General features: G+C 59.9%; 26 protein-coding genes and 2 pseudogenes. 18 read left to right on the top strand and 10 right to left on the bottom strand.

Annotated features, from left to right (window positions below; all coding sequences use genetic code 11):
• Window positions 1-209: 209 nt before the first annotated feature.
• Together FPT12_RS00370 and argB are read left to right on the top strand one after the other, a co-directional pair.
• Window positions 210-1,613, top strand: a pseudogene (locus FPT12_RS00370) (phosphomannomutase/phosphoglucomutase); the annotation flags it as partial.
• A gap of 39 nt (window positions 1,614-1,652) precedes the next feature.
• Entirely contained in the window at window positions 1,653-2,558 is a 906-nt protein-coding gene (gene argB, locus FPT12_RS00365) for an acetylglutamate kinase (protein WP_145014146.1), read from the top strand.
• 199 nt (window positions 2,559-2,757) lie between these two features.
• Here argB and pyrE read toward each other — a convergent pair whose 3' ends face one another.
• Window positions 2,758-3,402: an orotate phosphoribosyltransferase gene (gene pyrE / locus FPT12_RS00360; RefSeq protein ID WP_008030591.1), complete on the bottom strand. Its 645-nt coding sequence runs from the start codon at window positions 3,400-3,402 to the stop codon at window positions 2,758-2,760.
• An 81-nt stretch (window positions 3,403-3,483) separates the two neighbouring features.
• Here pyrE and FPT12_RS00355 point away from each other — a divergent pair, with 81 nt between their 5' ends.
• Window positions 3,484-4,263 (top strand): exodeoxyribonuclease III, encoded by a 780-nt coding sequence (locus tag FPT12_RS00355; protein WP_003176915.1) that lies wholly within the window; start codon window positions 3,484-3,486, stop codon window positions 4,261-4,263.
• Between the two features lie 78 nt (window positions 4,264-4,341).
• Here the strand turns inward: FPT12_RS00355 and gltS are convergent, their stop codons facing one another.
• The 3 genes from gltS to rph form a co-directional block, all read right to left on the bottom strand.
• A complete protein-coding gene (gene gltS, locus FPT12_RS00350; RefSeq protein WP_145014145.1) occupies window positions 4,342-5,550 on the bottom strand; it encodes a sodium/glutamate symporter in 1,209 nt (402 codons plus the stop codon).
• Between the two features lie 402 nt (window positions 5,551-5,952).
• The gene (locus FPT12_RS00345; RefSeq protein WP_145014144.1) at window positions 5,953-6,321 is read right to left on the bottom strand and encodes a DUF4870 domain-containing protein; all 369 of its coding nucleotides are present in this window, start codon (window positions 6,319-6,321) and stop codon (window positions 5,953-5,955) included.
• 28 nt (window positions 6,322-6,349) lie between these two features.
• Entirely contained in the window at window positions 6,350-7,072 is a 723-nt protein-coding gene (rph, locus tag FPT12_RS00340) for a ribonuclease PH (RefSeq protein ID WP_145014143.1), read from the bottom strand.
• 270 nt (window positions 7,073-7,342) lie between these two features.
• On the opposite strand from rph, the gene FPT12_RS00335 reads away from it, so the two are divergent.
• The 6 genes from FPT12_RS00335 to FPT12_RS00310 all read left to right on the top strand — a co-directional run bounded on the left by FPT12_RS00335 (window position 7,343) and on the right by FPT12_RS00310 (window position 12,644).
• Window positions 7,343-8,206 carry a YicC/YloC family endoribonuclease gene (locus FPT12_RS00335; RefSeq protein WP_145014142.1) on the top strand — a complete coding sequence of 288 codons (864 nt, stop codon included), beginning with the start codon at window positions 7,343-7,345 and terminating at the stop codon, window positions 8,204-8,206.
• Between the two features lie 12 nt (window positions 8,207-8,218).
• Window positions 8,219-8,839, top strand: a complete 621-nt coding sequence (gene gmk, locus FPT12_RS00330) for a guanylate kinase (protein ID WP_019694279.1) — start codon at window positions 8,219-8,221, stop codon at window positions 8,837-8,839.
• Window positions 8,840-9,007: 168 nt separating this feature from the next.
• Window positions 9,008-9,271, top strand: coding sequence for a DNA-directed RNA polymerase subunit omega (rpoZ, locus tag FPT12_RS00325; RefSeq protein ID WP_003177259.1), 264 nt, complete (start codon window positions 9,008-9,010; stop codon window positions 9,269-9,271).
• Window positions 9,272-9,328: 57 nt separating this feature from the next.
• Window positions 9,329-11,434 (top strand): bifunctional GTP diphosphokinase/guanosine-3',5'-bis pyrophosphate 3'-pyrophosphohydrolase, encoded by a 2,106-nt coding sequence (gene spoT, locus FPT12_RS00320; protein WP_145014141.1) that lies wholly within the window; start codon window positions 9,329-9,331, stop codon window positions 11,432-11,434.
• Window positions 11,435-11,467: 33 nt separating this feature from the next.
• Complete coding sequence (locus FPT12_RS00315) at window positions 11,468-11,848, top strand: RidA family protein (protein WP_003229509.1); 381 nt, start codon at window positions 11,468-11,470, stop codon at window positions 11,846-11,848.
• A gap of 55 nt (window positions 11,849-11,903) precedes the next feature.
• The gene (locus tag FPT12_RS00310) at window positions 11,904-12,644 is read left to right on the top strand and encodes a hypothetical protein (protein ID WP_145014140.1); all 741 of its coding nucleotides are present in this window, start codon (window positions 11,904-11,906) and stop codon (window positions 12,642-12,644) included.
• Window positions 12,645-12,718: 74 nt separating this feature from the next.
• Here FPT12_RS00310 and FPT12_RS00305 read toward each other — a convergent pair whose 3' ends face one another.
• On the bottom strand, window positions 12,719-13,576 hold the full coding sequence (locus FPT12_RS00305) for an NAD-dependent epimerase/dehydratase family protein (protein WP_145014139.1): 858 nt from the start codon (window positions 13,574-13,576) through the stop codon (window positions 12,719-12,721).
• A gap of 189 nt (window positions 13,577-13,765) precedes the next feature.
• Between FPT12_RS00305 and exbB the strand changes: the two genes are divergently transcribed.
• The 6 genes from exbB (at window position 13,766) to FPT12_RS00275 (ending at window position 20,679) form a co-directional block, all read left to right on the top strand.
• Window positions 13,766-14,764 carry a tonB-system energizer ExbB gene (gene exbB, locus FPT12_RS00300; RefSeq protein WP_145014138.1) on the top strand — a complete coding sequence of 333 codons (999 nt, stop codon included), beginning with the start codon at window positions 13,766-13,768 and terminating at the stop codon, window positions 14,762-14,764.
• Between the two features lie 6 nt (window positions 14,765-14,770).
• Complete coding sequence (gene exbD, locus FPT12_RS00295) at window positions 14,771-15,199, top strand: TonB system transport protein ExbD (RefSeq protein ID WP_145014137.1); 429 nt, start codon at window positions 14,771-14,773, stop codon at window positions 15,197-15,199.
• On the top strand, window positions 15,196-15,945 hold the full coding sequence (locus FPT12_RS00290; RefSeq protein WP_145014136.1) for an energy transducer TonB: 750 nt from the start codon (window positions 15,196-15,198) through the stop codon (window positions 15,943-15,945). The genes exbD and FPT12_RS00290 overlap by 4 nt, the downstream gene beginning before the upstream one ends.
• Window positions 15,946-16,191: 246 nt before the next feature.
• Entirely contained in the window at window positions 16,192-17,115 is a 924-nt protein-coding gene (locus tag FPT12_RS00285; RefSeq protein ID WP_054594658.1) for a hydrogen peroxide-inducible genes activator, read from the top strand.
• Window positions 17,116-17,124: 9 nt separating this feature from the next.
• The gene (gene recG / locus FPT12_RS00280) at window positions 17,125-19,200 is read left to right on the top strand and encodes an ATP-dependent DNA helicase RecG (RefSeq protein WP_145014135.1); all 2,076 of its coding nucleotides are present in this window, start codon (window positions 17,125-17,127) and stop codon (window positions 19,198-19,200) included.
• A 78-nt stretch (window positions 19,201-19,278) separates the two neighbouring features.
• The gene (locus FPT12_RS00275; protein WP_145014134.1) at window positions 19,279-20,679 is read left to right on the top strand and encodes an aminoacyl-tRNA deacylase and HDOD domain-containing protein; all 1,401 of its coding nucleotides are present in this window, start codon (window positions 19,279-19,281) and stop codon (window positions 20,677-20,679) included.
• Between the two features lie 85 nt (window positions 20,680-20,764).
• On the opposite strand, the pseudogene FPT12_RS00270 reads toward FPT12_RS00275, so the two are convergent.
• Window positions 20,765-20,854, bottom strand: a pseudogene (locus tag FPT12_RS00270) (helicase); the annotation flags it as partial.
• A gap of 102 nt (window positions 20,855-20,956) precedes the next feature.
• On the opposite strand from FPT12_RS00270, the gene FPT12_RS00265 reads away from it, so the two are divergent.
• Together FPT12_RS00265 and FPT12_RS00260 are read left to right on the top strand one after the other, a co-directional pair.
• Window positions 20,957-21,214, top strand: coding sequence for a hypothetical protein (locus tag FPT12_RS00265; RefSeq protein WP_019694289.1), 258 nt, complete (start codon window positions 20,957-20,959; stop codon window positions 21,212-21,214).
• Window positions 21,211-21,975 carry a Fic family protein gene (locus FPT12_RS00260; RefSeq protein WP_145014133.1) on the top strand — a complete coding sequence of 255 codons (765 nt, stop codon included), beginning with the start codon at window positions 21,211-21,213 and terminating at the stop codon, window positions 21,973-21,975. Before FPT12_RS00265 ends, FPT12_RS00260 begins: the two co-directional genes overlap by 4 nt.
• Before the next feature lie 45 nt (window positions 21,976-22,020).
• On the opposite strand, the gene FPT12_RS00255 is transcribed toward FPT12_RS00260, so the two are convergent.
• Window positions 22,021-22,404 carry an SCP2 sterol-binding domain-containing protein gene (locus FPT12_RS00255; protein ID WP_145014132.1) on the bottom strand — a complete coding sequence of 128 codons (384 nt, stop codon included), beginning with the start codon at window positions 22,402-22,404 and terminating at the stop codon, window positions 22,021-22,023.
• A gap of 585 nt (window positions 22,405-22,989) precedes the next feature.
• Between FPT12_RS00255 and FPT12_RS00250 the strand changes: the two genes are divergently transcribed.
• On the top strand, window positions 22,990-23,379 hold the full coding sequence (locus FPT12_RS00250; protein ID WP_145014131.1) for a DUF6124 family protein: 390 nt from the start codon (window positions 22,990-22,992) through the stop codon (window positions 23,377-23,379).
• A gap of 46 nt (window positions 23,380-23,425) precedes the next feature.
• Here the strand turns inward: FPT12_RS00250 and FPT12_RS00245 are convergent, their stop codons facing one another.
• Genes FPT12_RS00245 through FPT12_RS00235 form a run of 3 tightly spaced genes read right to left on the bottom strand, consistent with a single transcriptional unit; the run spans window position 23,426 to window position 24,807 of the window.
• A complete protein-coding gene (locus FPT12_RS00245; protein ID WP_145014130.1) occupies window positions 23,426-23,848 on the bottom strand; it encodes a hypothetical protein in 423 nt (140 codons plus the stop codon).
• On the bottom strand, window positions 23,835-24,428 hold the full coding sequence (locus FPT12_RS00240) for a hypothetical protein (RefSeq protein ID WP_256676545.1): 594 nt from the start codon (window positions 24,426-24,428) through the stop codon (window positions 23,835-23,837). The genes FPT12_RS00245 and FPT12_RS00240 overlap by 14 nt, the downstream gene beginning before the upstream one ends.
• The gene (locus FPT12_RS00235) at window positions 24,418-24,807 is read right to left on the bottom strand and encodes a hypothetical protein (protein WP_178098564.1); all 390 of its coding nucleotides are present in this window, start codon (window positions 24,805-24,807) and stop codon (window positions 24,418-24,420) included. The genes FPT12_RS00240 and FPT12_RS00235 overlap by 11 nt, the downstream gene beginning before the upstream one ends.
• Between the last annotated feature and the right edge of the window lie 63 nt (window positions 24,808-24,870).

Genomic DNA, 24,870 nt, shown 5'->3' with positions numbered 1-24,870 from the left:
TGCATTACAGGATGAATAGTGCGCAGACCTCATCTGCAAGGGTTACCGGTCAAAATCAAGGCATTAGACGATACCGCGCACACCGAAGCCCCTGGCATGGCACTTGTGCACCACGAACTCTCTGCCAAAAACGCCGTCATACCCTTCAGTTTGAGCCCGCCGACGACCCGTTCGTCGACCCGTCCAGCAACCTTTAAGTTGGAGCAGCCCCAGTGATGAGCAATGCAGCCCGAGTCGCACCCAGATTCCCCGACAGCATTTTTCGCGCCTATGACATTCGTGGCGTCGTCCCGGAAACCCTGACCGCTGAAACCGCTTATTGGATCGGTCGCGCCATTGGTTCCGAAACGCTGGCCAAGGACGAGCCGAACATCTCCGTGGGTCGTGACGGTCGCTTGTCTGGCCCGGAATTGGTCGAACAATTGATTCAGGGCCTGCACGACAGCGGCTGCCACGTCAGCGACGTCGGTCTGGTGCCAACTCCGGCACTCTATTACGCAGCCAACGTGCTGGCCGGCAAATCCGGCGTAATGCTTACCGGCAGCCACAACCCGTCGAACTACAACGGCTTCAAAATCGTGATTGCCGGCGACACCCTGGCCAATGAACAGATCCTGGCCCTGCACGAACGTCTGAAAACCAACAACCTGAGCAGCGGCAAGGGCAGCATCACCAAAGTCGAGATCCTCGACCGCTACACCGCCGAAATCGTCCAGGACATCAAACTCGCCCGACGCCTGAAAGTCGTGGTCGACTGCGGCAACGGTGCCGCCGGCGTTATCGCGCCTCAGTTGATCGAAGCGCTGAACTGCGAAGTCATCCCGCTGTTCTGCGACGTCGATGGCAACTTCCCGAACCACCACCCGGACCCGGGCAAACCCGAGAATCTGGTGGACCTGATCGCCAAGGTCAAGGAAACCAAGGCCGACCTGGGCCTGGCCTTCGACGGTGACGGCGACCGCGTCGGCGTGGTGACCAATACCGGCGACATCGTTTTCCCGGACCGCCTGCTGATGCTGTTCGCCAAGGATGTGGTTGCACGCAACCCGAACGCCGAGATTATCTTCGACGTCAAATGCACCCGTCGCCTGACCCCGCTGATCAAGGAATATGGCGGTCGCCCGCTCATGTGGAAAACCGGTCATTCGTTGATCAAGAAGAAGATGAAACAAACCGGCGCCCTGCTCGCAGGCGAAATGAGCGGGCACATCTTCTTCAAGGAGCGCTGGTTCGGTTTCGACGACGGCATTTACAGCGCCGCGCGGCTGCTGGATATCCTCAGCAAGGAAAAATCCAGCGCGCAAGAGCTGTTCGAGACCTTCCCGAACGATATTTCTACGCCAGAAATCAATATCCATGTGACCGAAGAGAGCAAATTCAGCATCATTGATGCACTGCACGATGCCCGTTGGGGTGAAGGCGCCGAATTGACCACCATCGACGGTGTGCGAGTCGACTACGCCAAAGGCTGGGGCCTGGTTCGCGCATCCAACACCACACCGGTGCTGGTCCTGCGTTTCGAGGCCGATAATGACGCCGAACTGCAGCGCATCAAGGACGTGTTCCACACCCAACTGAAACGTGTTGCACCTGACCTCCAACTACCATTTTGATTTTCTGAAGCGCCTTTTATTGAAGTGCCGGAGCCCCGAATGACCCTCGAACGCGAAGCCGCCGCCAACACCGCCAAGGTCCTGTCCGAAGCGCTGCCTTACATTCGCCGCTATGTCGGCAAGACCCTGGTGATCAAATACGGCGGCAACGCGATGGAAAGCGAGGAGCTGAAAACCGGCTTCGCGCGCGACATCGTGCTGATGAAGGCCGTGGGCATCAACCCGGTGGTGGTTCACGGCGGCGGCCCGCAAATCGGCGACCTGCTCAAGCGCCTGTCGATCGAAAGCCACTTCATCGACGGCATGCGCGTCACTGACGCCCAGACCATGGACGTGGTGGAAATGGTCCTCGGTGGCCAGGTGAACAAAGACATCGTCAACCTGATCAACCGCCACGGCGGCAGCGCCATCGGCCTGACCGGCAAAGACGCCGAGCTGATTCGTGCGAAGAAGCTCACCGTCACCCGTCAGACGCCTGAGATGACCCAACCGGAAATCATCGACATCGGCCAGGTCGGTGAAGTGGTCGGGATCAACACCGACCTGCTGAACCTGCTGGTCAAAGGCGATTTCATCCCGGTGATCGCACCCATCGGTGTCGGCGCCAACGGCGAGTCCTACAACATCAACGCCGATCTGGTGGCCGGCAAGGTTGCTGAAGCGCTGAAAGCTGAAAAGCTGATGCTGCTGACCAACATCGCCGGCCTGATGGACAAGTCCGGCAAGGTCCTGACCGGCCTGAGCACCCAGCAGGTCGACGAACTGATCGCCGACGGCACCATCTACGGCGGCATGCTGCCGAAGATCCGTTGCGCGCTGGAAGCCGTACAGGGCGGCGTCGGCAGCTCGCTGATCATCGATGGCCGGGTACCGAACGCGATTCTGCTGGAGATCTTCACTGACACTGGTGTAGGCACCTTGATCAGCAATCGCAAGCGTCCGTAAGCAACACAGACAAAAAGACCCCGCTCAGCCTGGCTGAGCGGGGTCTTTTTTTGCCTGCGATCTCAATAGGACAGCATTTTGTGGCGAGGGCGCTTGCTCCCGCTTGAGTGCGCAGCGCTCACAAAATTCTTGGGTCTGCTACGCAGCCCAGCGGGAGCAAGCTCCCTCGCCACACAAGCTCGCCCCATAAGGGTTGTAGTCAGACGCCGAACTGCGCGCGGTAGGCTTCTACCGCCGGCAAATGCTGCTTGAGCTGTGGATCGTCGGCGAGGAATTCCAGCACCTGATTCAGCGAAACGATGCTGATCACCGGGATACCGAAGTCACGCTCCACTTCCTGGATTGCCGACAGTTCGCCGTTGCCGCGCTCCTGACGGTTCAGGGCGATCAGCACGCCGGCGGCCTTCGCCCCGTCCTGGGAAGCGATGATCTGCATCACTTCACGGATCGCGGTACCGGCGGTGATCACGTCGTCGATGATCAGCACATCGCCGGTCAATGGCGCGCCGACCAGGCTGCCGCCTTCGCCGTGGGCCTTGGCTTCCTTGCGGTTGAAGCACCATGGCAGATCGCGGTCATGGTGCTCAGCCAGTGCCACGGCGGTGGTCGCCGCCAAAGGAATGCCTTTGTACGCAGGGCCAAACAGTACGTCGAACGCAATGCCGCTCTCGACGATGGCTGCCGCGTAGAAACGACCCAGCTGCGCCAGCGCAGAACCCGAGTTGAAAAGGCCGGCATTGAAGAAGTAAGGACTGGTACGCCCGGACTTCAGGGTGAACTCACCGAAGCGCAAAACGCCGCGATCGATGGCAAAACGAATGAAGTCGCGCTGATACGCTTGCATGAAAAAACCCCAAATACCACGGATTTAGCTAATTAGGTAGACGCCGTGTATCATACACGCACGCGATTTTTGGGGCCATTTATGCGGATCATCAGTGTGAACGTCAATGGTATTCAGGCTGCAGTCGAGCGTGGTTTGCTCAGTTGGCTGCAGGCACAGAATGCCGACGTCATCTGCCTGCAGGACACCCGTGCCTCCGCCTTTGAACTGGACGATCCAGCCTTCCAACTGGATGGCTACTTCCTTTATGCCTGCGATGCCGAAGTCCCCGCCCAAGGTGGCGTGGCTTTGTACTCGCGGTTGCAACCGAAGGCTGTCATCAGCGGTCTCGGCTTTGAGACGGCCGACCGCTACGGGCGCTACCTGCAAGCCGATTTCGACAAGGTCAGCATCGCGACCTTGCTGCTCCCTTCGGGGCAGAACGGCGATGAAGACTTGAACCAGAAGTTCAAGCTAATGGACGACTTCGCCCGTTATCTGGATAAACAGCGGCGCAAACGTCGCGAGTACATTTATTGTGGCTCGCTGTACGTCGCGCAACAGAAGCTGGATATCAAGAACTGGCGCGACAGCCAGCAATCCCCGGGCTTCCTGGCGCCAGAACGTGCCTGGATGGACGAGATTGTCGGCAACATGGGGTATGTCGATGCCCTGCGAGAAGTCAGCCGAGAAGGCGATCAGTACAGCTGGTGGCCAGACAACGAACAGGCCGAGATGCTCAACCTGGGCTGGCGTTTCGACTACCAGCTGCTGACCCCGGGCCTGCGCCGCTTTGTCCGCAGCGCTCGCTTGCCACGTCAGCCGCGGTTCTCGCAACACGCGCCGCTGATCGTGGACTACGACTGGACGCTGACTATCTAAGCGTCGACTCGCAGATAAAAAATGCCCGTATCGCAAGATACGGGCATTTTTTATACGCCAGTGGACATGACCAAAACCTCAGGCAACGGCAAAAAACGGCAGCGCCAGGTACAGCTTGATCACGATGACATTAATGATGTCGATGAAGAACGCACCCACCATGGGCACCACGAGAAACGCTATCTGCGAAGGCCCGTAGCGCTGCGTCACCGCCTGCATGTTAGCGATGGCCGTGGGTGTGGCACCCAGCCCAAAACCGCAGTGCCCTGCGGCCAACACCGCCCCATCGTAGTTACTGCCCATGATTCTGAACGTCACGAAAATCGCAAACAGCGCCATGACCAACGCTTGCGCAGCCAGAATAATGAAAATCGGCAAGGCCAGTGCCGCCAGATCCCACAGCTTGAGCGACATCAAGGCAATCGCCAGGAACAGCGACAGGCTGACGTTCCCCAGCACGGAGACTTCACGCTCGAATACCTGATACAAGCCCAACGCTGAAAGCCCGTTGCGTAAAACCACACCCACGAACAAGACGCACACGAACGTCGGCAACTCAAGTGCAGTTCCTTGCAGCCAGCCATTCAGAAGATTGCCGGCCAATAAGCTGACGGCGATCAAAGCGAGTGTCTCGATAAACGAAAATGGCGTAATCGAGCGCTCTTTGTTCGGCTGCTCAAAGCCCTTTGGCAACCGTGGCGTTTCCTGAGGATGGCAGCCGGGTACTTGAACACGCTTGATCAGCAGGCGAGCGACCGGACCACCAATCAAGCCACCCAACACCAGGCCAAACGTTGCAGAGGCAATCGCAAGCTCGGAGGCAGAAGCCAGACCGTACTGCTCACTGAACACCGCCCCCCACGCAGCGCCTGTACCGTGACCGCCCGCCAACGTAATCGAGCCTGTCAGCAGACCCATCAAAGGATCGAGCCCGAGCATTTTTGCGAGGCCGATGCCCATGGCATTCTGGAGTATCAGAAGTCCGACCACCGCCAGCAGAAAAACGCCCACTACGCGACCGCCCTTCTTTAGGCTGGCGAAGTCTGCACTCAAGCCAATAGTGGCAAAAAACGCCAACATCAACGGCGTCTGTAATGAAGTATCGAAGCGGACTTCAATATCAAAAGTTCGCAATACCAGGAGAGCCAAGGCAACCAACAGGCCGCCGGCGACGGGCTCAGGGATATTGTAGTTACGTAGAAAACCAACACGTGTAACAAGTCCGCGCCCCAGCAAAAGCACCAAGGAGGCGGCCACAAGCGTTCCATAAAAGTCGAGCTGAATCATTGGGATTATTCTTGGCTATATATTCAGAGGCGAACTTTTTACCTGCGCACGCCTCTTGAACCGGCTGAGTGTCTCAACACTGATTGCTTGAAATTCAAGGACCTTCGATGGCTTGAATATGTCGAAATATTTCTTAGTGAATATATCGTGGGGCAACTCTATCAACCGTAAAGTCCCATTGCCAAGGACGCAGCCGACGCTGAGGCATTGCAGTTGTCACTAAAGATGTAAAAGTGACAGTTGATAAATAACCGTGGCGCGGTTATCGCGGACATCACACGCCCTATACGCCAGAGATAATAATTGAACTGCAAACATACCAATGCCCTGACAAGTCAGGGCATTGGTTTTAAAGCATCCAATGTGAGAGCAGGTCTGCTCCCACAAGAGGATTTGCGGTGTTTATTTGATCAACCGCCAGGTGAACGGATACCGGTAAGGCACGCCATCATTGGCTTTGACACCAGCGATGATCGTCAGCACCAGCCCGCCAATGGCGATCAGGCCAAGCAGGAAGAACCCGATGACCACCAACATCAAAAAGAACGAGATGGTCGCGGCAATGGCGACGGTGATCTGAAAATTCAACGCCTCCTTGCCCTGCGCATCAATGAACGGGTCACTCTCGCGTTTCATCTGCCAGAGAATCAGCGGGCCGATCAGCGTGCCAAACGGAATCCACATCCCCAGCAAGGCGGAAAGGTGACAAAACATTGCCCATTGACGAACCTCTTGGCTCGGCTTGGGCAGCGGCAGTTGCTCGTCACTCATAGTGTCCTCCTTGTGTGGAACAGTCCGATCAGTCGGCCAATGCGGCATTCTGCAGCTCGAAGACTTCGTTCATGCCTTTTTTCGCCAGCTCCAGCATCGCGTTCAGCTCTTCAGGCTGGAACGGCGCGCCTTCAGCGGTGCCCTGCACCTCGATGAAGCCACCGGTGCTGGTCATCACCACGTTCAGGTCGGTCTCGGCAGCCGAGTCTTCCAGGTAATCCAGATCCAGCACTGGCTCGCCCTGGTACATGCCCACCGACACGGCAGCAATCATCTGCTTGAGCGGGTCGCCGCCTTTCAGGCCGCCGCGCTTCTTGATCACTTTCAAGGCGTCGACCAATGCAACCATGGCGCCAGTGATCGACGCAGTACGCGTACCGCCGTCGGCCTGGATCACGTCGCAGTCGACGTACAGGGTCACATCGCCCAGCTTGGACATGTCCAGCGCAGCGCGCAGGGAACGACCGATCAGACGCTGGATCTCCAGCGTACGGCCGCCTTGCTTGCCGCGGCTCGCCTCACGCTGGTTACGCTCGCCAGTGGCGCGCGGCAGCATGCCGTATTCTGCGGTCAGCCAGCCTTGGCCCTGACCCTTGAGGAAGCGCGGCACACCGTTTTCGACGCTGACGGTGCAGATCACCTTGGTATCACCGAACTCGACCAGTACAGATCCCTCGGCGTGTTTGGTGTAGTTGCGGGTAATGCGGATCGAGCGGAGCTGATCGGCAGCGCGACCACTTGGACGTTTCATAGAGGAACACCTGTACGGAGGACGGAAATCTGCCGAGCATTATAGGGCGACCGGGCGCGCCTGGGCACTTCTAAAAAAACCGGGCGACGAGCGAGGGCTCTGAACCGCGCCTTGCGACGACCTGCTGCGCTTTGTCACACGCGCCATTTGGGAGCATCCGCCGCACTGCGCTACAATCCTGCGCCTTTGCAGCCTGTGGGCTTTAATTCATCTAACCAGGTCCGTTGAGCCCGCAGGGTTCGGCGCAGGCCTGAATTGCGAGGTACCTCCATGGTGCACAGCATGACCGCCTTCGCCCGCGTCGAAAAAGCCGGCAGCCAGGGCACCCTGAGCTGGGAGCTGCGCTCGGTCAACAGCCGCTACCTGGAACCGCACCTGCGCCTGCCTGAGTCCTTTCGCGACCTCGAAGGCAACGTGCGCGAAGCGCTGCGTCAGGGCCTGTCGCGCGGCAAGCTCGAATGCACGCTGCGCTTCACCGAAGAAACCGCCGGCAAACCGCTGCAAGTCGACCGCGAACGCGCCGCGCAACTGGTTGCCGCCGCCGAGACCGTCGCCAGCCTGATCAAGAACCCTTCAGCCCTCAACCCGCTGGAAGTGCTGGCCTGGCCTGGCGTACTGGTCGCTGACGCAAGCGATCCGCAAGCGCTCAACGCCGAGGCGCTGGCCCTGTTCAATGAAGGCCTCAAGGAACTCAAGGCTGGCCGCGAGCGCGAAGGCGCGGAGCTGGCCCGACTGATCAACGAACGCCTGACGTCGATTGAAGAAGACGTAGTGACCCTGCGCGAACTGGTTCCGCAGATGCTCGCCACCCAGCGTCAGAAGGTGCTCGACCGCTTTGCCGACATGAAGGCCGAGCTCGACCCGCAGCGCCTGGAACAGGAAATGGTCATGCTCGCGCAAAAAAGCGACGTCGCCGAAGAACTGGACCGCCTGAGCACCCACATCATTGAAGTTCGCCGCGTGCTCAAGTCCGGCGGCGCTGCCGGTCGGCGCCTCGACTTCCTGATGCAGGAACTCAACCGCGAAGCCAATACACTGGGCTCCAAAGCCTTCGACCCGCGCAGCACCCAGGCGGCGGTCAACCTCAAAGTGTTGATCGAGCAGATGCGCGAACAAGTGCAGAACATTGAGTAAGGCTACCCCGACATGACCCACAGCACTGGCACCCTGTACATCATTTCCGCCCCGTCCGGCGCTGGCAAAACCAGCCTGGTCAAGGACCTGATCAACGATCTTCCACAGATCCGTCTTTCGATCTCGCACACCACCCGCGCCATGCGCCAGGGCGAAGTGGACGGAGTGAACTACCACTTTGTCGACCGCACCCAGTTCGTGAAGATGATCGAGCACGGCGACTTCCTGGAGCGCGCCGAAGTGTTCGGCAACCTCTATGGCACTTCGCAAAGCCACCTGCAGCAGACCCTGGATGAAGGCCACGACCTGATCCTGGAAATCGACTGGCAAGGTGCTGAACAGGTGCGCAAGTTGATGCCGCATGCGCGTTCGATCTTCATTCTGCCGCCCTCCCAGGAGGCCTTGCGCCAACGCCTGCACGGCCGTGGCCAGGACAGCCACGAGATCATTGAGGGCCGGATGCGTGAAGCGGTCAGCGAGATGAGTCACTACGTCGACTACGACTACCTGATCATCAACGATGATTTCAACCAGGCGCTGGAAGACCTGAAAGCGATTTTCCGCGCCAATCAGCTGCATCAGAAACGTCAGCAGCAGCGTTTCGGTAAATTGCTTGCCGAATTGCTGGGCTGAATCAGCTCTTCCCAAAACCGCTGCAAGGGCTTTACATTGGCACTTGCAGCGCGCTGAAGGGCTTGGTTAAAAAATCAGCGCTTCCCTAATCGCTGGTGATTTTTTAAACTGTTGAGTCCGCTCGCCCAACCGGGCAGCGCGCATATTGCATTCGCTCCGAGGAATACCATGGCCCGCGTAACCGTTGAAGACTGCCTAGAACACGTGGAAAACCGCTTTGAGCTGGTCATGCTCTCTACCAAGCGTGCCCGTCAACTGGCCACCGGCGGCAAAGAGCCTCTGGTCCAGTGGGAAAACGACAAACCTACCGTTGTGGCCCTGCGTGAAATCGCTGAAGGCCTGATGAGCTACGAGTTCATCGCCAATGCTGAAATCGTCGAAGACGAACCGCTGTTCGCAGCGTTCGAGGACGAGTCCAACGAGGCCGTCTAAGCCCATGCCTGGTCGACGTAGTACGGCGCGGGGTCACAGCGAACGGCAGGAGTCATCATGCCGAGCATAGACGCCCTCGCCGAACGCTTATCGACCTACCTCGGCACCGACCAGGTCAACCTGGTCCGCCGAGCGTACTTCTACGCCGAACAAGCCCACGACGGCCAGCGCCGCCGCAGCGGCGAGGCGTACGTCACGCACCCGTTAGCGGTCGCGAACATTCTTGCCGACATGCACATGGACCATCAGAGTTTGATGGCCGCGATGCTGCATGACGTGATCGAAGACACCGGTATTGCCAAGGAAGCGCTCTCTGCGCAGTTTGGCGAAACCGTGGCCGAACTGGTCGACGGGGTCAGCAAACTGACCCAGATGAACTTCGAGACCAAAGCCGAAGCCCAAGCCGAAAACTTCCAGAAAATGGCCATGGCCATGGCGCGCGATATTCGCGTGATCCTGGTCAAACTGGCCGACCGCCTGCACAACATGCGCACGCTGGAAGTCCTGTCCGGCGAAAAACGCCGGCGGATCGCCAAGGAAACCCTGGAAATCTACGCGCCCATCGCCAACCGGCTGGGCATGCACGCGATCCGCGTAGAGTTTGAAGACCTGGGCTTCAAGGCCATGCACCCGATGCGTTCCGCACGGATCTACCAGGCGGTCAAACGCGCCCGGGGCAACCGCAAGGAAATCGTCAACAAGATCGAAGAATCCCTCAGCCACTGCCTGGCCATCGACGGCATTCAGGGCGAGGTCAGCGGGCGCCAGAAACACCTCTACGGTATCTACACGAAAATGCGCGGCAAGCGTCGGGCCTTCAACGAGATCATGGACGTCTATGCGTTCCGGATCATCGTCGACAAGGTCGATACCTGCTACCGCGTGCTCGGTGCTGTGCATAATTTGTACAAACCGTTGCCGGGGCGCTTCAAGGATTACATTGCGATTCCCAAGGCCAACGGCTATCAGTCGCTGCACACCACGCTCTTCGGCATGCACGGCGTACCGATCGAAATCCAGATCCGCACCCGTGAAATGGAAGAGATGGCCAACAACGGCATCGCCGCCCATTGGCTGTACAAATCCACCGGCGACGAGCAGCCAAAAGGTACTCACGCCCGCGCCCGCCAGTGGGTCAAGGGCGTGCTGGAAATGCAGCAACGCGCCGGCAACTCGCTGGAATTCATTGAAAGCGTGAAGATCGACCTGTTCCCGGACGAGGTCTACGTGTTCACGCCAAAAGGCCGGATCATGGAGCTGCCAAAAGGCTCCACGGCGGTCGACTTCGCTTATGCGGTGCACACCGACGTCGGCAACAGCTGCATCGCCTGCCGGATCAACCGTCGCCTGGCGCCGCTGTCCGAACCGCTGCAAAGCGGCTCGACGGTCGAAATCGTTAGCGCTCCGGGCGCACGGCCGAACCCGGCCTGGCTCAACTTCGTGGTCACCGGCAAGGCCCGCACGCACATTCGTCACGCACTGAAACTGCAGCGCCGCTCCGAGTCCATCAGCCTCGGCGAACGCCTGCTGAACAAGGTGCTCAACGGCTTCGACAGCTCACTGGAAAAAGTCCCGGCCGAGCGCATCAAGACGATGCTCAACGAATACCGCCTCGAACTGATCGAAGACCTGCTTGAAGACATCGGCCTGGGCAATCGCATGGCCTACGTCGTCGCCCGCCGCCTGCTTGGCGAAGGCGAACAGTTGCCAAGCCCGGAAGGTCCGCTGGCGATTCGCGGCACCGAAGGCCTGGTGCTCAGTTACGCCAAGTGCTGCACGCCGATCCCGGGCGACCCGATTGTCGGCCACCTGTCTGCCGGCAAAGGCATGGTCGTGCACCTGGACAACTGCCGCAACATCAGCGAAATCCGCCACAACCCGGAAAAGTGCATCCAGCTCTCGTGGGCCAAGGATGTCACCGGCGAATTCAATGTCGAACTGCGCGTCGAGCTGGAACACCAGCGCGGCCTGATTGCCTTGCTGGCCAGCAGCGTCAACGCTGCGGACGGCAACATCGAAAAAATCAGCATGGACGAACGCGACGGTCGTATCAGCGTGGTCCAACTGGTGGTCAGCGTGCACGACCGTGTACACCTGGCCCGCGTGATCAAGAAACTGCGCGCCCTGACCGGGGTGATTCGCATCACCCGCATGCGTGCCTAGCTCGTCCAAGCACCCCATTACAAGGAGTCATACATGACCAAGACTGTTATCACCAGCGACAAGGCCCCGGCCGCCATCGGCACTTACTCCCAGGCGATCAAGGCTGGCAACACCGTCTACATGTCCGGCCAGATCCCGCTCGATCCAAAAACCATGGAACTGGTCGAAGGCTTCGAAGCCCAGACCGTCCAGGTGTTCGAGAACCTCAAAGCCGTGGCTGAAGCCGCTGGCGGTTCGTTCAAGGACATCGTCAAACTGAACATCTTCCTCACCGACCTGAGCCACTTCGCCAAGGTCAACGAGATCATGGGCAAATACTTCGACCAGCCTTACCCGGCGCGTGCCGCCATCGGCGTGGCCGCCCTGCCAAAGGGTTCGCAGGTTGAAATGGATGCCATCCTGGTCATCGAGTAATACGCACGGCGCAGCCTCCCAGGCTGCGCCGACTTCGTTCTGTAAGGATCTCCTCATGCGCAAAGCGCTAGCTCTCTCGTTGCTCGCGGTGTTTCTCGGTGGCTGTGCCAGCAACCCTGCCGACCGCGACATCAGTGGCACCTGGATCAACCAGTCGGCAATCAATGCGGCGGCCAAGGGCGGCCCGCTGCGCGAAGCACTGCAAGCCTATGGCCCGAACCTGGAGTGGGACGTCAACACCAAGGCCGGCCAGGCGCGATACACAAACGGCTTCGAGAACGTCGAAGGCAAAATGCTCGGCGAGAAATCCGATGCCTGGAAAGTCGAGTTTTATGGCAGCGCTGCCACCGAATTGAAGCGTGACGGCAAACAGTTGCACCAAGTGGCCAACGACAACGAGCCCGAGCAACTGTTTGACCGCGCCAAAGACATCGCCCCCGAAGGCGCGCCGATTGGCGCCAGCTTCGAGCGCGCGCTGTATTCAGCCTACCTGGGCGGCAGCTGGAAGATCGTCAACGGTCCTGGCGAAGGCAGCACCGTGCAGTTCCAGGCCGATGGCGCCGTTCAAGGCCTGCCCGGTGCTGACCGTTACGCGCTGTGCCTGGCGGGCGACTGCGCCTCCATGAGCGGCGGCCACGACACCGTCTGGCTGCAACTGAGCGGCCAGGGCAACCCGTGGATCTTCACCCGCAATGGCAAACAGATGGAGATCTTCCAGGCGGTCAACGGATCCCAGGCAGACGAAGTGCCTTCGTTCTCGCCCGGCAATCGCCAATGGACACTGGAAAAACAGTGATCCTGCTTTAACTGCAACGAAGATCCAATGTGGGAGCGGGCTTGCTCCCACAGTTGTTTTGGGGTGCTTGAAGGTCAGCTGCGACCTTCAAGAATCGCTGCATACCCTTCGCGAAAGCTCGGATAACGCGGTGTCCAGCCCAGCGCTTTAGCCCGGGCGTTGCTGCAACGCTTGCTGCCCGTACGGCGCACGCTGGCATCCTCCGACCATTCGGTCACCCCAAGGTATTCGCGCAACCAGCCCACCACTTCGGCCAACGGCGCGGGCGCGTCGTCGACGCCGATATAGCAGTCATCCAGCGCCTCGTCGCGTTCGGCACGCAACAACAGGAACGCCAACAACCCGGCCGCGTCATCCACATGAATCCGGTTGGCGTACAGCGGCGGATCAATCGCAACACGATAACCCTGCCGCACCTGGCTCAACAGCCACTCACGACCCGGGCCGTAAATCCCGGTCAAGCGCACCAGACTCGCAGGAATGCCGCTGTTTAACGCGATCTGCTCGGCTTCCAGCATCACTCGCCCGGAATAGCCGGCCGCCTGAGTCGGCGACGTTTCATCGATCCATTCACCGTTCTGCTGCCCGTACACGCTGCTGCTGGAGACAAACAGCAAGCGCTTCGGTGCCTGACCGTAGTCGTTCAGCCATTCCAGCACATGTTGCAAGCCCTGGACATAAGCGGCGCGGTAACCGGCTTCATCGTGATCGGTGGCGGCTGCGCAATACACCAGGTAATCCACCGCACCGACAGGCCAGGTCGCCGGGCAGTCTTCATCGAACAAGTCACCGGCAACGCCAATAACGCCCTCGGGCAAGCGCGAGATATCACGCCGCAAGCCATGAACCTCCCACCCCGAAGCCAACAGTTGAGTGGCCAGGCGGCCGCCGACATCGCCACAACCGGCGATCAAAACAGAAGGCGCGGACATCAAAAATCTCCCATCAGAAAGGTACAGGCTAGCCTTGGTATTGGACACGCGGCTAGCAATCAAAGAAAAAAAGAGACTCTATTACTTTTGTTAACGATAATTACTTGCAATAATGCCCGCCACTTTTGTTCTCGGCCCACGAGGCCTGGAAGGACATTAAACCCTCTTCTTATCTTAGGTCCGGCCAGCATGACACGTAATTCACTCTCCGCTTCGCCAACCACGCTTGCTCGTCCCACTCGCGCCCTGAGCGCGGTCGCCGCGCTACTGTTCAGCCTGCTGCTGGCCCCGACCGCTACCTTCGCCGTCGAGCCCACCGCCACCGCACCGGCGGCAACAGCATCCGCGCCCGCCGCTGCTGATCACGCTGATCACGCCGCCCCGGTCGTGACACCCGTCGCCACCAACCCGGTACTGGCCACCGAAGACGCTGCCGCCGCTGACGCACCCGAAGTCCTCGAAGCCGACAATTCCCTGGGCATGGCCCATGACCTGTCGCCGTGGGGCATGTACCAGAACGCCGACATCATCGTGAAAATCGTGATGATCGGCCTGGCCATCGCCTCGATCATCACCTGGACTATCTGGATCGCCAAGGGCCTTGAGTTGCTGGGCGCCAAGCGTCGTCTGCGCGGTGAAATCGCCAGCCTGAAAAAAGCCACCACCCTTAAAGAAGCCAGCGCCAGCGCGGCCAAGGAAGGCACCCTCGCCAACCTGCTGGTCCACGACGCACTGGAAGAAATGCGCCTGTCGGCCAACAGCCGCGAAAAAGAAGGCATCAAGGAACGCGTGAGCTTCCGCCTCGAGCGTCTGGTGGCCGCCTGCGGCCGCAACATGAGCAGCGGCACCGGCGTGCTGGCCACCATTGGCTCCACCGCGCCGTTCGTTGGCCTGTTCGGCACCGTGTGGGGCATCATGAACAGCTTCATCGGCATCGCCAAAACCCAGACCACCAACCTCGCCGTCGTCGCCCCCGGTATCGCCGAAGCCCTGCTGGCCACTGCGTTGGGTCTGGTGGCGGCGATTCCAGCGGTGGTCATCTACAACGTCTTCGCCCGTTCCATCGCCGGTTACAAGGCCCAGGTGTCCGATGCTTCGGCGCAAGTCCTGCTGCTGGTCAGCCGCGACCTCGACCACCTGCCGCCCGAGCGCATCTCCTCGCAACCGCACATGGTCAAAGTAGGGTAATCCGCCATGGGCTTGCATTTAAAGGAAGGCGCAGACGACGATCTCGCCGAGAACCACGAAATCAACGTCACGCCGTTCATCGACGTGATGCTGGTGCTGCTGATCATCTTCATGGTCGCCGCCCCGCTGGCCACCGTGGACATCAAGGTTGACCTCCCCGCCTCGACCGCCAAACCGGCGCCGCGGCCAGAGAAACCGGTGTTCCTCAGCGTCAAGGCCGACCAGCGCCTGTACCTGGGCGAAGACGAAGTCAACGCCAAAACCCTCGGCGCGACCCTCGATGCGCGAACCCACGGCAAGAAGGACACGACCATCTTCTTCCAGGCCGACAAAGGCGTGGACTACGGCGACCTGATGCACGTGATGGATACCCTGCGGGCCGCCGGCTACCTGAAAGTCGGCCTGGTCGGACTTGAGACGGCAGCCAAGAAATGATCACGACGCGCCAAAAGCTGACGCGTTACGGCGGTAGCCTGGTTCTGGTGCTGGGCGTCCATGCGGTCGCGATTCTGCTCGCGCTCAATTGGAAGTCCTCACCACCAGTCGAACTGCCACCGATGGCGATGATGGTCGAGTTGGCGCCGCTTCCAGCACCACCGCCGCCCGCACCGCCCAAGATCGTAACGCCGCCGCAGCCACCGACCCCGGTCGAAGAACTGCCGTTGCCGAAACTGGCGGAAGCGCCAAAACCGACGATCTCGGTACCCAAGCCGGTCAAACCCAAGCCCAAACCTCAACCGCCCAAGCCGGTGGAGAAAAAGCCCGAGCCGCCGAAGGAAAAACCGGCCGAGGAAAAACCCGGCGACACACCGCCGACCAACGCTCCGACGGAGAAATCCGCGCAACCTGCCCCAGGCCCAACGTCGGCGCAGTCTGCGGCCAAGGAAAGTTGGCAAGGCACACTGCTGGCGCACCTGGCCAAGTACAAGAAGTACCCGCCGGCCGCCCAGTCGCGCGGCAAGGAAGGTCTGAACCGTCTGCGCTTCGTGGTCGACGCTGAAGGCAACGTGCTGTCTTACGAGCTGGTCGGTCGCTCCGGCAACGCCGATCTGGACCGGGCCACCCTGGAAATGATCCGCCGCGCCCAGCCACTACCCAAGCCACCAGCCGACATGCTGAAGAACGGCTCGATCGAAATCGTCGCACCGTTTGTGTACTCCCTGGAAAAACGCCGACACTAAAGGCTGGACACAAAACCCGTGGCCAGGGAGCTGGGTCACGAAGCAATCCGTAGCCGCAGGCTTCGCCAGCTGCTACGGAAGCGGGAGCGATCTTCGATTGTTAATGAAAGGCACCGAAAGGTGCCTTTTGCATATCCGCCAGCGCCAAACAGGCATTGCCCAGTGTCGCTCTGCGCCCTCTGTCTGATAACGTGCGTCTATCGATTGCAGCCGGTATGCTTGACCGCATCTTCATGGACGCCCGCTATGACCCTCACAGAATTACGCTACATCGTTACCCTCGCCCAAGAGCAGCATTTCGGCCACGCGGCCGAGCGTTGCCACGTCAGCCAGCCGACCCTGTCGGTGGGCGTGAAAAAACTTGAAGACGAACTCGGTGTGCTGATTTTCGAGCGCAGCAAAAGCGCGGTGCGCCTGACCCCGGTTGGCGAAGGCATCGTCGCCCAGGCCCAGAAAGTCCTCGAACAGGCCCAAGGCATTCGCGAACTGGCCCAGGCCGGCAAAAACCAGCTGACCGCGCCGCTGAAAGTCGGCGCGATCTACACCGTCGGCCCGTACCTGTTCCCGCACCTGATTCCACAACTGCACCGGGTCGCCCCGCAGATGCCGTTGTACATCGAAGAAAACTTCACCCACGTGCTGCGCGACAAACTGCGCAACGGCGAGCTGGACGCGATCATCATCGCCCTGCCGTTCAACGAAGCCGACGTGCTGACCCTGCAACTCTACGACGAACCGTTCTACGTCCTGATGCCGGCCCAGCACCCGTGGACCGAAAAAGAATCCATCGACGCCAGCCTGCTCAACGACAAGAGCCTGCTGCTGCTCGGCGAAGGTCATTGCTTCCGCGACCAAGTGCTGGAAGCCTGCCCGACCCTGGCCAAAGGCAACGACGGCGCCAAGCACACCACGGTCGAATCCAGCTCGCTGGAAACCATTCGGCACATGGTCGCCTCCGGCCTGGGCATCTCGATCCTGCCGCTCTCGGCCGTCGACAGTCACCACTACTCGCCCGGCGTGCTCGAAGTGCGCCCACTGTCGCCGCCAGTGCCGTTCCGCACCGTCGCCATCGCCTGGCGCGCCAGCTTCCCGCGGCCGAAAGCGATTGAGATCCTCGCGGACTCGATCCGCCTGTGCTCGGTGGCCAAGCCGCCAGCGGTTGCGGGGTAAGCAGTAGCAATGGCTGAGCTGTCACAAGTGTCGGTCACGGCACTCAAGGGTGTCGGCGAAGCCATGGCCGAAAAACTCGCCAAGGTCGGCCTGGAAAACCTTCAAGACGTACTGTTCCACCTGCCGCTGCGTTACCAGGATCGCACCCGCGTAGTACCGATCGGCCACTTGCGGCCAGGCCAGGACGCGGTGATCGAAGGCACCGTCAGCGGCGCCGACGTGGTCATGGGCCGGCGCCGCAGCCTGGTCGTGCGCCTGCAGGACGGCACCGGCGGGCTCAGCCTGCGCTTCTACCATTTCAGCAACGCGCAAAAGGAAGGCCTGAAACGCGGCACCCGCGTGCGTTGTTACGGCGAGGCCCGGCCCGGCGCTTCGGGGCTGGAAATCTACCACCCGGAATACCGCGCCATCAACGGCGACGAACCGCCGCCGGTGGATGAAACCCTGACGCCGGTCTACCCGCTCACCGAAGGCCTGACCCAACAGCGGCTGCGCCAACTGTGCATGCAAACCCTGACCTTGCTCGGCCCGAGCAGCCTGCCCGACTGGCTGCCGCAAGAACTGGCGCGGGACTACCAACTGGCGCCACTGGCCGACGCGATCCGCTACCTGCATCACCCGCCCGCCGATGCCGATGTCGACGAACTCGCCCTCGGTCATCACTGGGCGCAACACCGTCTGGCCTTCGAAGAACTGCTGACCCACCAGCTGTCGCAGCAACGCCTGCGTGAAAGCATGCGCGCGCTGCGGGCGCCGGCCATGCCCAAAGCCACCCGGCTGCCGGCTCAGTATCTGGCCAACCTCGGCTTCCCGCCGACCGGCGCGCAGCAACGGGTGGGCAATGAAATAGCCTACGACATGAGCCAGCACGAGCCGATGCTGCGGCTGATTCAGGGCGACGTCGGCGCCGGTAAAACCGTGGTCGCCGCCCTCGCCGCCTTGCAAGCGCTGGAGGCCGGTTATCAAGTGGCGCTGATGGCGCCCACCGAGATCCTCGCCGAACAGCACTTCATCACCTTCAAGCGCTGGCTCGAGCCGCTGGGCCTGGAAGTCGCCTGGCTGGCCGGCAAGCTCAAGGGCAAGAACCGCGTCGCCGCACTGGAACAAATCGCCAGCGGCACGCCGATGGTGGTCGGTACTCACGCCTTGTTCCAGGACGAAGTGCAGTTCAAGAACCTTGCGCTAGTGATCATCGACGAACAACACCGCTTCGGCGTCCAGCAACGCTTGGCGCTGCGGCAAAAAGGCGTGGGCGGGCGGATGTGCCCGCACCAGTTGATCATGACCGCCACGCCGATTCCGCGAACCTTGGCGATGAGCGCCTACGCCGACCTCGACACCTCGATTCTCGACGAACTGCCGCCCGGTCGAACCCCGGTCAACACCGTGCTGGTCACCGACACGCGCCGGGTTGAAGTCATCGAGCGAGTGCGCGCCGCGTGCGCCGAAGGGCGGCAGGCGTATTGGGTGTGCACGCTGATCGAAGAGTCGGAGGAGCTCACCTGCCAGGCCGCCGAAACCACTTACGAAGACCTCACCGCCGCCCTCGGCGAGCTGAAGGTCGGCCTGATTCACGGGCGCATGAAACCCGCCGAGAAAGCCGAGGTCATGGCCCGGTTCAAGGCCGGCGCGTTGCAGTTGCTGGTGGCGACCACAGTGATCGAAGTCGGCGTCGACGTGCCCAACGCCAGCCTGATGATCATCGAAAACCCGGAGCGTCTCGGCCTGGCGCAACTGCACCAGTTACGTGGTCGCGTGGGCCGGGGCAGCGCCGCCAGTCACTGCGTGCTGCTCTACCATCCGCCGCTGTCGCAGATCGGTCGGCAACGTCTCGGTATCATGCGTGAAACCAACGACGGCTTCGTGATCGCCGAGAAAGACCTCGAACTGCGCGGCCCCGGCGAGATGCTCGGCACCCGGCAAACAGGTCTGCTGCAATTCAAGGTCGCCGACCTGATGCGCGACGCCGACCTGCTGCCGGCCGTGCGCGACGCGGCCCAGGCATTGCTCGAGCGTTGGCCGCATCACGTCAGCCCGTTGCTCGACCGCTGGCTACGCCATGGGCAGCAATACGGCCAAGTGTGAGCAGTGTCTCAGTTTCTGGGCGATGGTTTTAAACAAGCTGGTTATACTCCTGCAATTGTTTGAAAACGGACACACACCATGACCGAAGTTGCCTTCGTACCCGAAGCCCCGCACGCTCCGTCTGTTATCCGGCTGCTGCTTGGCAAGCTGGGCATCCGCTACGCCGAAGTGCTCGATCGCCCGGGCCTCAACCCCGCCCGCAAGGTGCAAGCGGTGTTGGTCGACGACGCTGTCGGCGCGCTCATGGTGCTGTTTCCGCAGAGCCAGTTGCTGGACCTCAATCGCCTCGCCGAACTCACTGGTCGCCGGCTCACCGCCGTGCCAACCGAACGCCTGGAGCGCATGCTCGGCAAACACACCCTGAGTTTTTTGCCCGGCCTGCCGGCGCTCACCAGCTCGCCGTGCCTGTATGAAGAAAGCCTGCTGCGCGAACCGCAGTTGCTGATCAACTCGGGTGAGACAGGCGTGCTGCTGGAAATCACCAGCGAAGACTTCAAGAGCATGCTGACCAAGGCCAGCGCCGCGAACTTCGGCGAAGCCCTGAGCAGCATTCGCCCGAACCTCGACCGCCCCGACGATGACCGCGAGGAAATCACCCAAGCGGTGCAGGCCTTCACGGCGCGACGCATCCAGCAACGCCTGGAAGCGACCATCGAAATTCCGCCGCTGGCTGAAACGGCACAAAAAATCATCAAGCTGCGGGTCGACCCCAACGCCACCATCGACGACATCACCGGCGTCGTCGAAACCGACCCGGCGCTGGCCGCGCAAGTGGTGAGCTGGGCGGCGTCGCCGTACTACGCCTCACCGGGCAAGATTCGTTCAGTGGAAGACGCGATCGTCCGCGTGCTGGGCTTCGATCTGGTGATCAACCTGGCGCTGGGCCTGGCCCTGGGCAAAACCCTGAGCCTGCCCAAGGACCACCCGCAACACACCACGCCGTACTGGCACCAATCGATCTACACCGCCGCCGTCATCGAAGGCCTGACCCGCGCCATGCCGCGCGCCCAGCGCCCGGAAGCCGGCCTGACCTACCTCGCCGGCCTGCTGCACAACTTTGGCTACCTGCTGCTGGCCCACGTCTTCCCGCCACACTTCTCGCTGATCTGCCGCCACCTGGAGGTCAACCCGCACCTGTGCCACAGCTTTGTCGAGCAACACCTGCTGGGCATCAGCCGCGAACAGATCGGCGCGTGGCTGATGCGCTACTGGGACATGCCGGATGAACTGTCCACCGCGCTGCGCTTCCAGCACGACCCGAGCTACGACGGCGACTACGCCGAATACCCGAACCTCGTCTGCCTGGCCGTGCGCCTACTGCGCAGCCGTGGCATCGGCTCCGGCCCCGACGAAGAAATCCCCGACGCCCTGCTCGACCGCCTCGGCCTGACGCGCGACAAAGCCGACGACGTCGTCAGCAAAGTCCTCGAAGCCGAAGTCCTGCTGCGCGAACTGGCTTCGCAATTCACCCAGCCCTGACCGACACCTGATCGTTCCCACGCTCTGCGTGGGAATGCATCCCGTGACGCTCCGCGTCACAGCACCCGCCCCAACACCGCCAACCTCACGCCTTAGGCTTAGCCTTCCTCGGCTTCAAATACTTGGTCAACCCCTGGAACCACATCACCAGCGCCGGGTTGCCCTTGATCTGAATCGGGTACTTGAAGGGCTCTTTCCAGCGATCTCGGCCTATGCGCCCACGAAGACAAAAAACAAGCGCCCTGCTATGATTTGACGGCAAATAGAGGGCTTTCCGATGACCCAAACAGCCGCTGTCAGTGTTGCAAGTCAAGTCCGCGAGCTTGCAAAAGATCACAAGGTCACTGCTGAACGTGACGGCATGAGTCGTATGGCCGTGACCATTACCCGTTTGGCTGGCGACGTCGTCGAGCTGGATGGCGTCGAACAGTTGCTCGTCAATCTCAAGAAAAAAGGCGTTCTGAGCAAATCCGAGACCCTGACGCTCCAGGGACGCTACCTTCAGGAGAGGCGTTCCCAGAAACGTAGCGCATGACTTTTGATCCGTTCGGCGATTTCGAAACGGCTGGATACCTTCAAAATTCGCTACAGCTGAAAGATCCCACTGAAGTAAAAGAGTCAGAGCATTTTTCGTTCGAATTGAGTATCGAAGAGGCTCTTGCCTATTTGGCCAAGAAGAAGCCCATCGATTACAAGACAGTACTCAGAGTTCACGAAATCCTGTTCTCCGGCTTCTATCCTTGGGCAGGGAAAGACCGGAATGAGCTCGTACCTCACCTGGCAGTCTTCAAAGGCTCACACGACGACCCCAGAAGCACCGTCTTCGAGCATCCGAACTCCATCAAGATGTCTGTCGACTATGCGCTTGAGCTGGCAGCAGACAAAAAGCATTTCAGAAACCACCCAGGCGGGGTCATGGGCCAGCTGGCTTTCGCACACCCCTTCCTGGACGGCAACGGGCGCACGATTTTATTAGTCTTCATGGAGCTCTCCTATCGGACCAAGTTCGCCATCGACTGGTCAAGGACAAGCAAGGACGACTACCTGCGGGCACTCAGCGACGAGATCCGAGAGCCTCGTGAGAGGCATCTCGATAACTACCTGAAACCGTTCATAGTCGACATATCCAGTCGCGACGAGTGGCCAGCGACCATCAGTGGCATCAGGGGCCTCGATGGCCTGGACAAGGAAGGCATCACCTACGCGAGCCTGGACAACCCAGAAGTCCAGCAGATCTACAAGACATACAGGGCACAGCCACTCGACACCCAGAAACCTCCTGAATCGGATGACTGAAGAGGCGAACTTGCTCGCGGAGAATCTCCGCCTACCTGAAAGACCTCACGCCTTGGGCTTGGCCTTCCTAGGCCTCAAATACTTGGTCAACCCCTGGAACCACATCACCAGCGCCGGGTTGCCCTTGATCTGAATCGACTTGTCCTGAATCCCGGTCATGAACGCCAACTGCTTATTCTTCGCCTGCATCGTGGCAAAGCCGTAAGCCGCATCCTTAAAGGCAATCGCAAACGCCGGCTCTGCATACACGCCAGACTTACTGCTAATGCGCTGATCCTTCACCACGAAGTGCCGCGCCACCTTGCCGTCCAGCGTCTGCAACTGGAACACCAATTCTTTATCACCCAACTGCTGCTGAAACGCCGGATTGGTCCGACTGGCCTTGCGCATCAGCAAGCCCATCATCCACAGAAGAAAACGAAATTTCATGCTCAAGCCCCAAAAGAAAAATGAACGCTGGCGCAGTGTAGCGGCTTAACACCAGAACGCCACCGTTGCGCAGCGTTAGCAGAAGATGAAGCGCTTTTTAAGCACGATGACCACCAAGTCATACCTCTCAAAGCCCACCACATCCCCTCGCCGATCGTTCCCACGCGCAGCAAAGGAATGCCGCCATGGACGCTCCGCGTCCGCTTCGTGAAGTGACGCAGAGCGTCACAGGATGCATTCCCACGCCGGAGCGTGGGAACGATCATCACGACCCTATTTCCTCGGACATTTCCTTCAAGTTCTAGCGGTGTTCGGTAACTATCCGGACCTGCGAGTCAGGGCTAGTCTCACCCTGTCACCAAAAAACGGTGATACGGACGTGCAAGTCCGGTCCAGGTGCACAATCGTAGATGGCTATTCATCGAGCGTTTTTTTATGCTCGCGAATCGTTATGGCGGCTGTGCGTCGGAGACCTTCGGGTCTGCCGGGTTCCTGGACCGGTCTTGCACACCAACGCACAGCTGCCACCTCTTTCGAAGCGCAAGCGAAACGGTGTCAGCTCCTTAGTTCCAGGGAGATACACCAATGATCAAGCCAACACCAAATCCACCAGAAGACCCAACCACCTCCCCCTACGAATCCCTCGATTCGAAAAAGCTCCACGAAGCCGCCGAACGCGCCCTCGACCACCACCTGGGCACGCCCCCACCCAAAATCCACCTGGCCGACGCTCGCAAAGGCCAACTCTTCATCGTTGCCCCCGACGTCGACACCGACAGCCTACTGGCCAACGCCTCCGAAGACATCGCCTCCATCAAAGCCATCGCCGGCGACCTCGCCTTCGAAATCGAAGGCTCCCGCCGCAACGTCGCCCTCGCCATCTACCGCATGGCCGAAGGCGCACAACTGCTGATCGACCGCGCCATGGACAACCTCGATTCACCGAATCCGGTGGAGTATCGAGTTAAGGTGTAAGCCTGCCGAGGGGCACGACAACACTGGCGCGCCCCTCGGTGCCTCGCTAAATCGCGAAATCCGAAACCTCACTGAGCATCCAGCATTGACCACGCACGAATCGATACTCAACCAAGTAGTCGGTATCAGGCTTATTCAATATGGCCGTAGCGTGATCCCCACTCAGTTCTTTCACGCTTAACGCCAAACCCTCAGCCTCTCGGTAGGCGCGATCAGGCAAGAGCGGAAATTTAATCTGCTCTCCTCCCAATGCGCGCTTTTCCTGTCGCGGCTCCGGCTCAGCATCTACCGTGGCCACAAATTGCAGAGGTCGCTGAGTAAAGGCTTTCTGAACAGCTGGGCTCTCCGAAAAAGAAGTGAGGAACGCATTGAAATCCGTAGAAGGGCAAGCAACCTCCGCCGTCGCAGTCCGAACGAATAGACCACACAGCAAACCCGCCAACAGCATCGCGAGATTACGGCTGCCCATAGGTGATCCTTTTCGCATCAGCATTCTGCTCTTGCAACGCCTTCGCAGTAACGCCGTAAGCCTCGATCAGTTCGCGGCGAGAGCCCTTCGAGCCAAACGAGCGAACGTTATTGCTGTAGGAGTAACTGACCAACTTTCCCGCCGTCGAGTAATAACCAAACCATTCAGGACAAGCACCGCACCCGCCGTACCCACCGATGAACACCAGGCTGCCCTTTGTCCCTTTCATACAGGCCATGGCCACCACGACGTTTGCCAACATCCGCGTGCTTTTCCCGTCACTGGTCAACTGTGACACCTTGCCCACATCACGTCGCAGCACCTTGCCGTTGATGTTGATCGTCTGGTCGGAACAGACCGGCAGAGGTTGAGATTCGCCCTCTTCAACCGCAACAGATCGACAAGAAGACACCAACTCCACATCGACGCCACCACACTGCAGAACATCATGCTGGGTATAGGCATCACTGGCAGCCAAAGCCCAGAGCGAGACCATTGCCAACGCACCGCCCACGAGAAAGCGCTTAACCATCAAACGCCGCCTCTTGGAATCCACGCGCCCATAGGAATCATTGCTCATCTGCATCACCAGCCTTGGCCAGGCACTGTGCATACCCCTTCGCGAATCCAGTATCAAAGGTCAACGCCACCGGTTCCTCAAGCTCCGCCGAGGTATTGCGCAGTACGTGCTTTGAGACGTCGTACTCGACCCAACCAATGATTCCCGAGCCATCCGTCTCATAGAAAAGCTGAGCCCGGACCTTTTCACCGTCATCCTCATCGATCAGCAGATTGACCTTGTCCTTGGTGACGTAGCGAAATGGGAAATCACTGCTGCGAACCATCTCGGTGAGATAGCCATAACAACTGCCGCCCGCCGCAGACGCTACTGGCACAAACAACAGAACCCCTGCCATCGTTGCTACCGTTGTCATGAAAAGCCTTACTAAACGGTCCATCCACATCATCCTTGTTCAACGCTTGAACACCTTGAGACCCTAAGTCGCCAACGATCATTAGCC

Origin of the sequence: Pseudomonas sp. H3(2019) (genome assembly GCF_007713465.1) — a bacterium.
Taxonomy (GTDB): domain Bacteria; phylum Pseudomonadota; class Gammaproteobacteria; order Pseudomonadales; family Pseudomonadaceae; genus Aquipseudomonas.
This window is presented reverse-complemented; position numbering and strand designations above follow the sequence as displayed.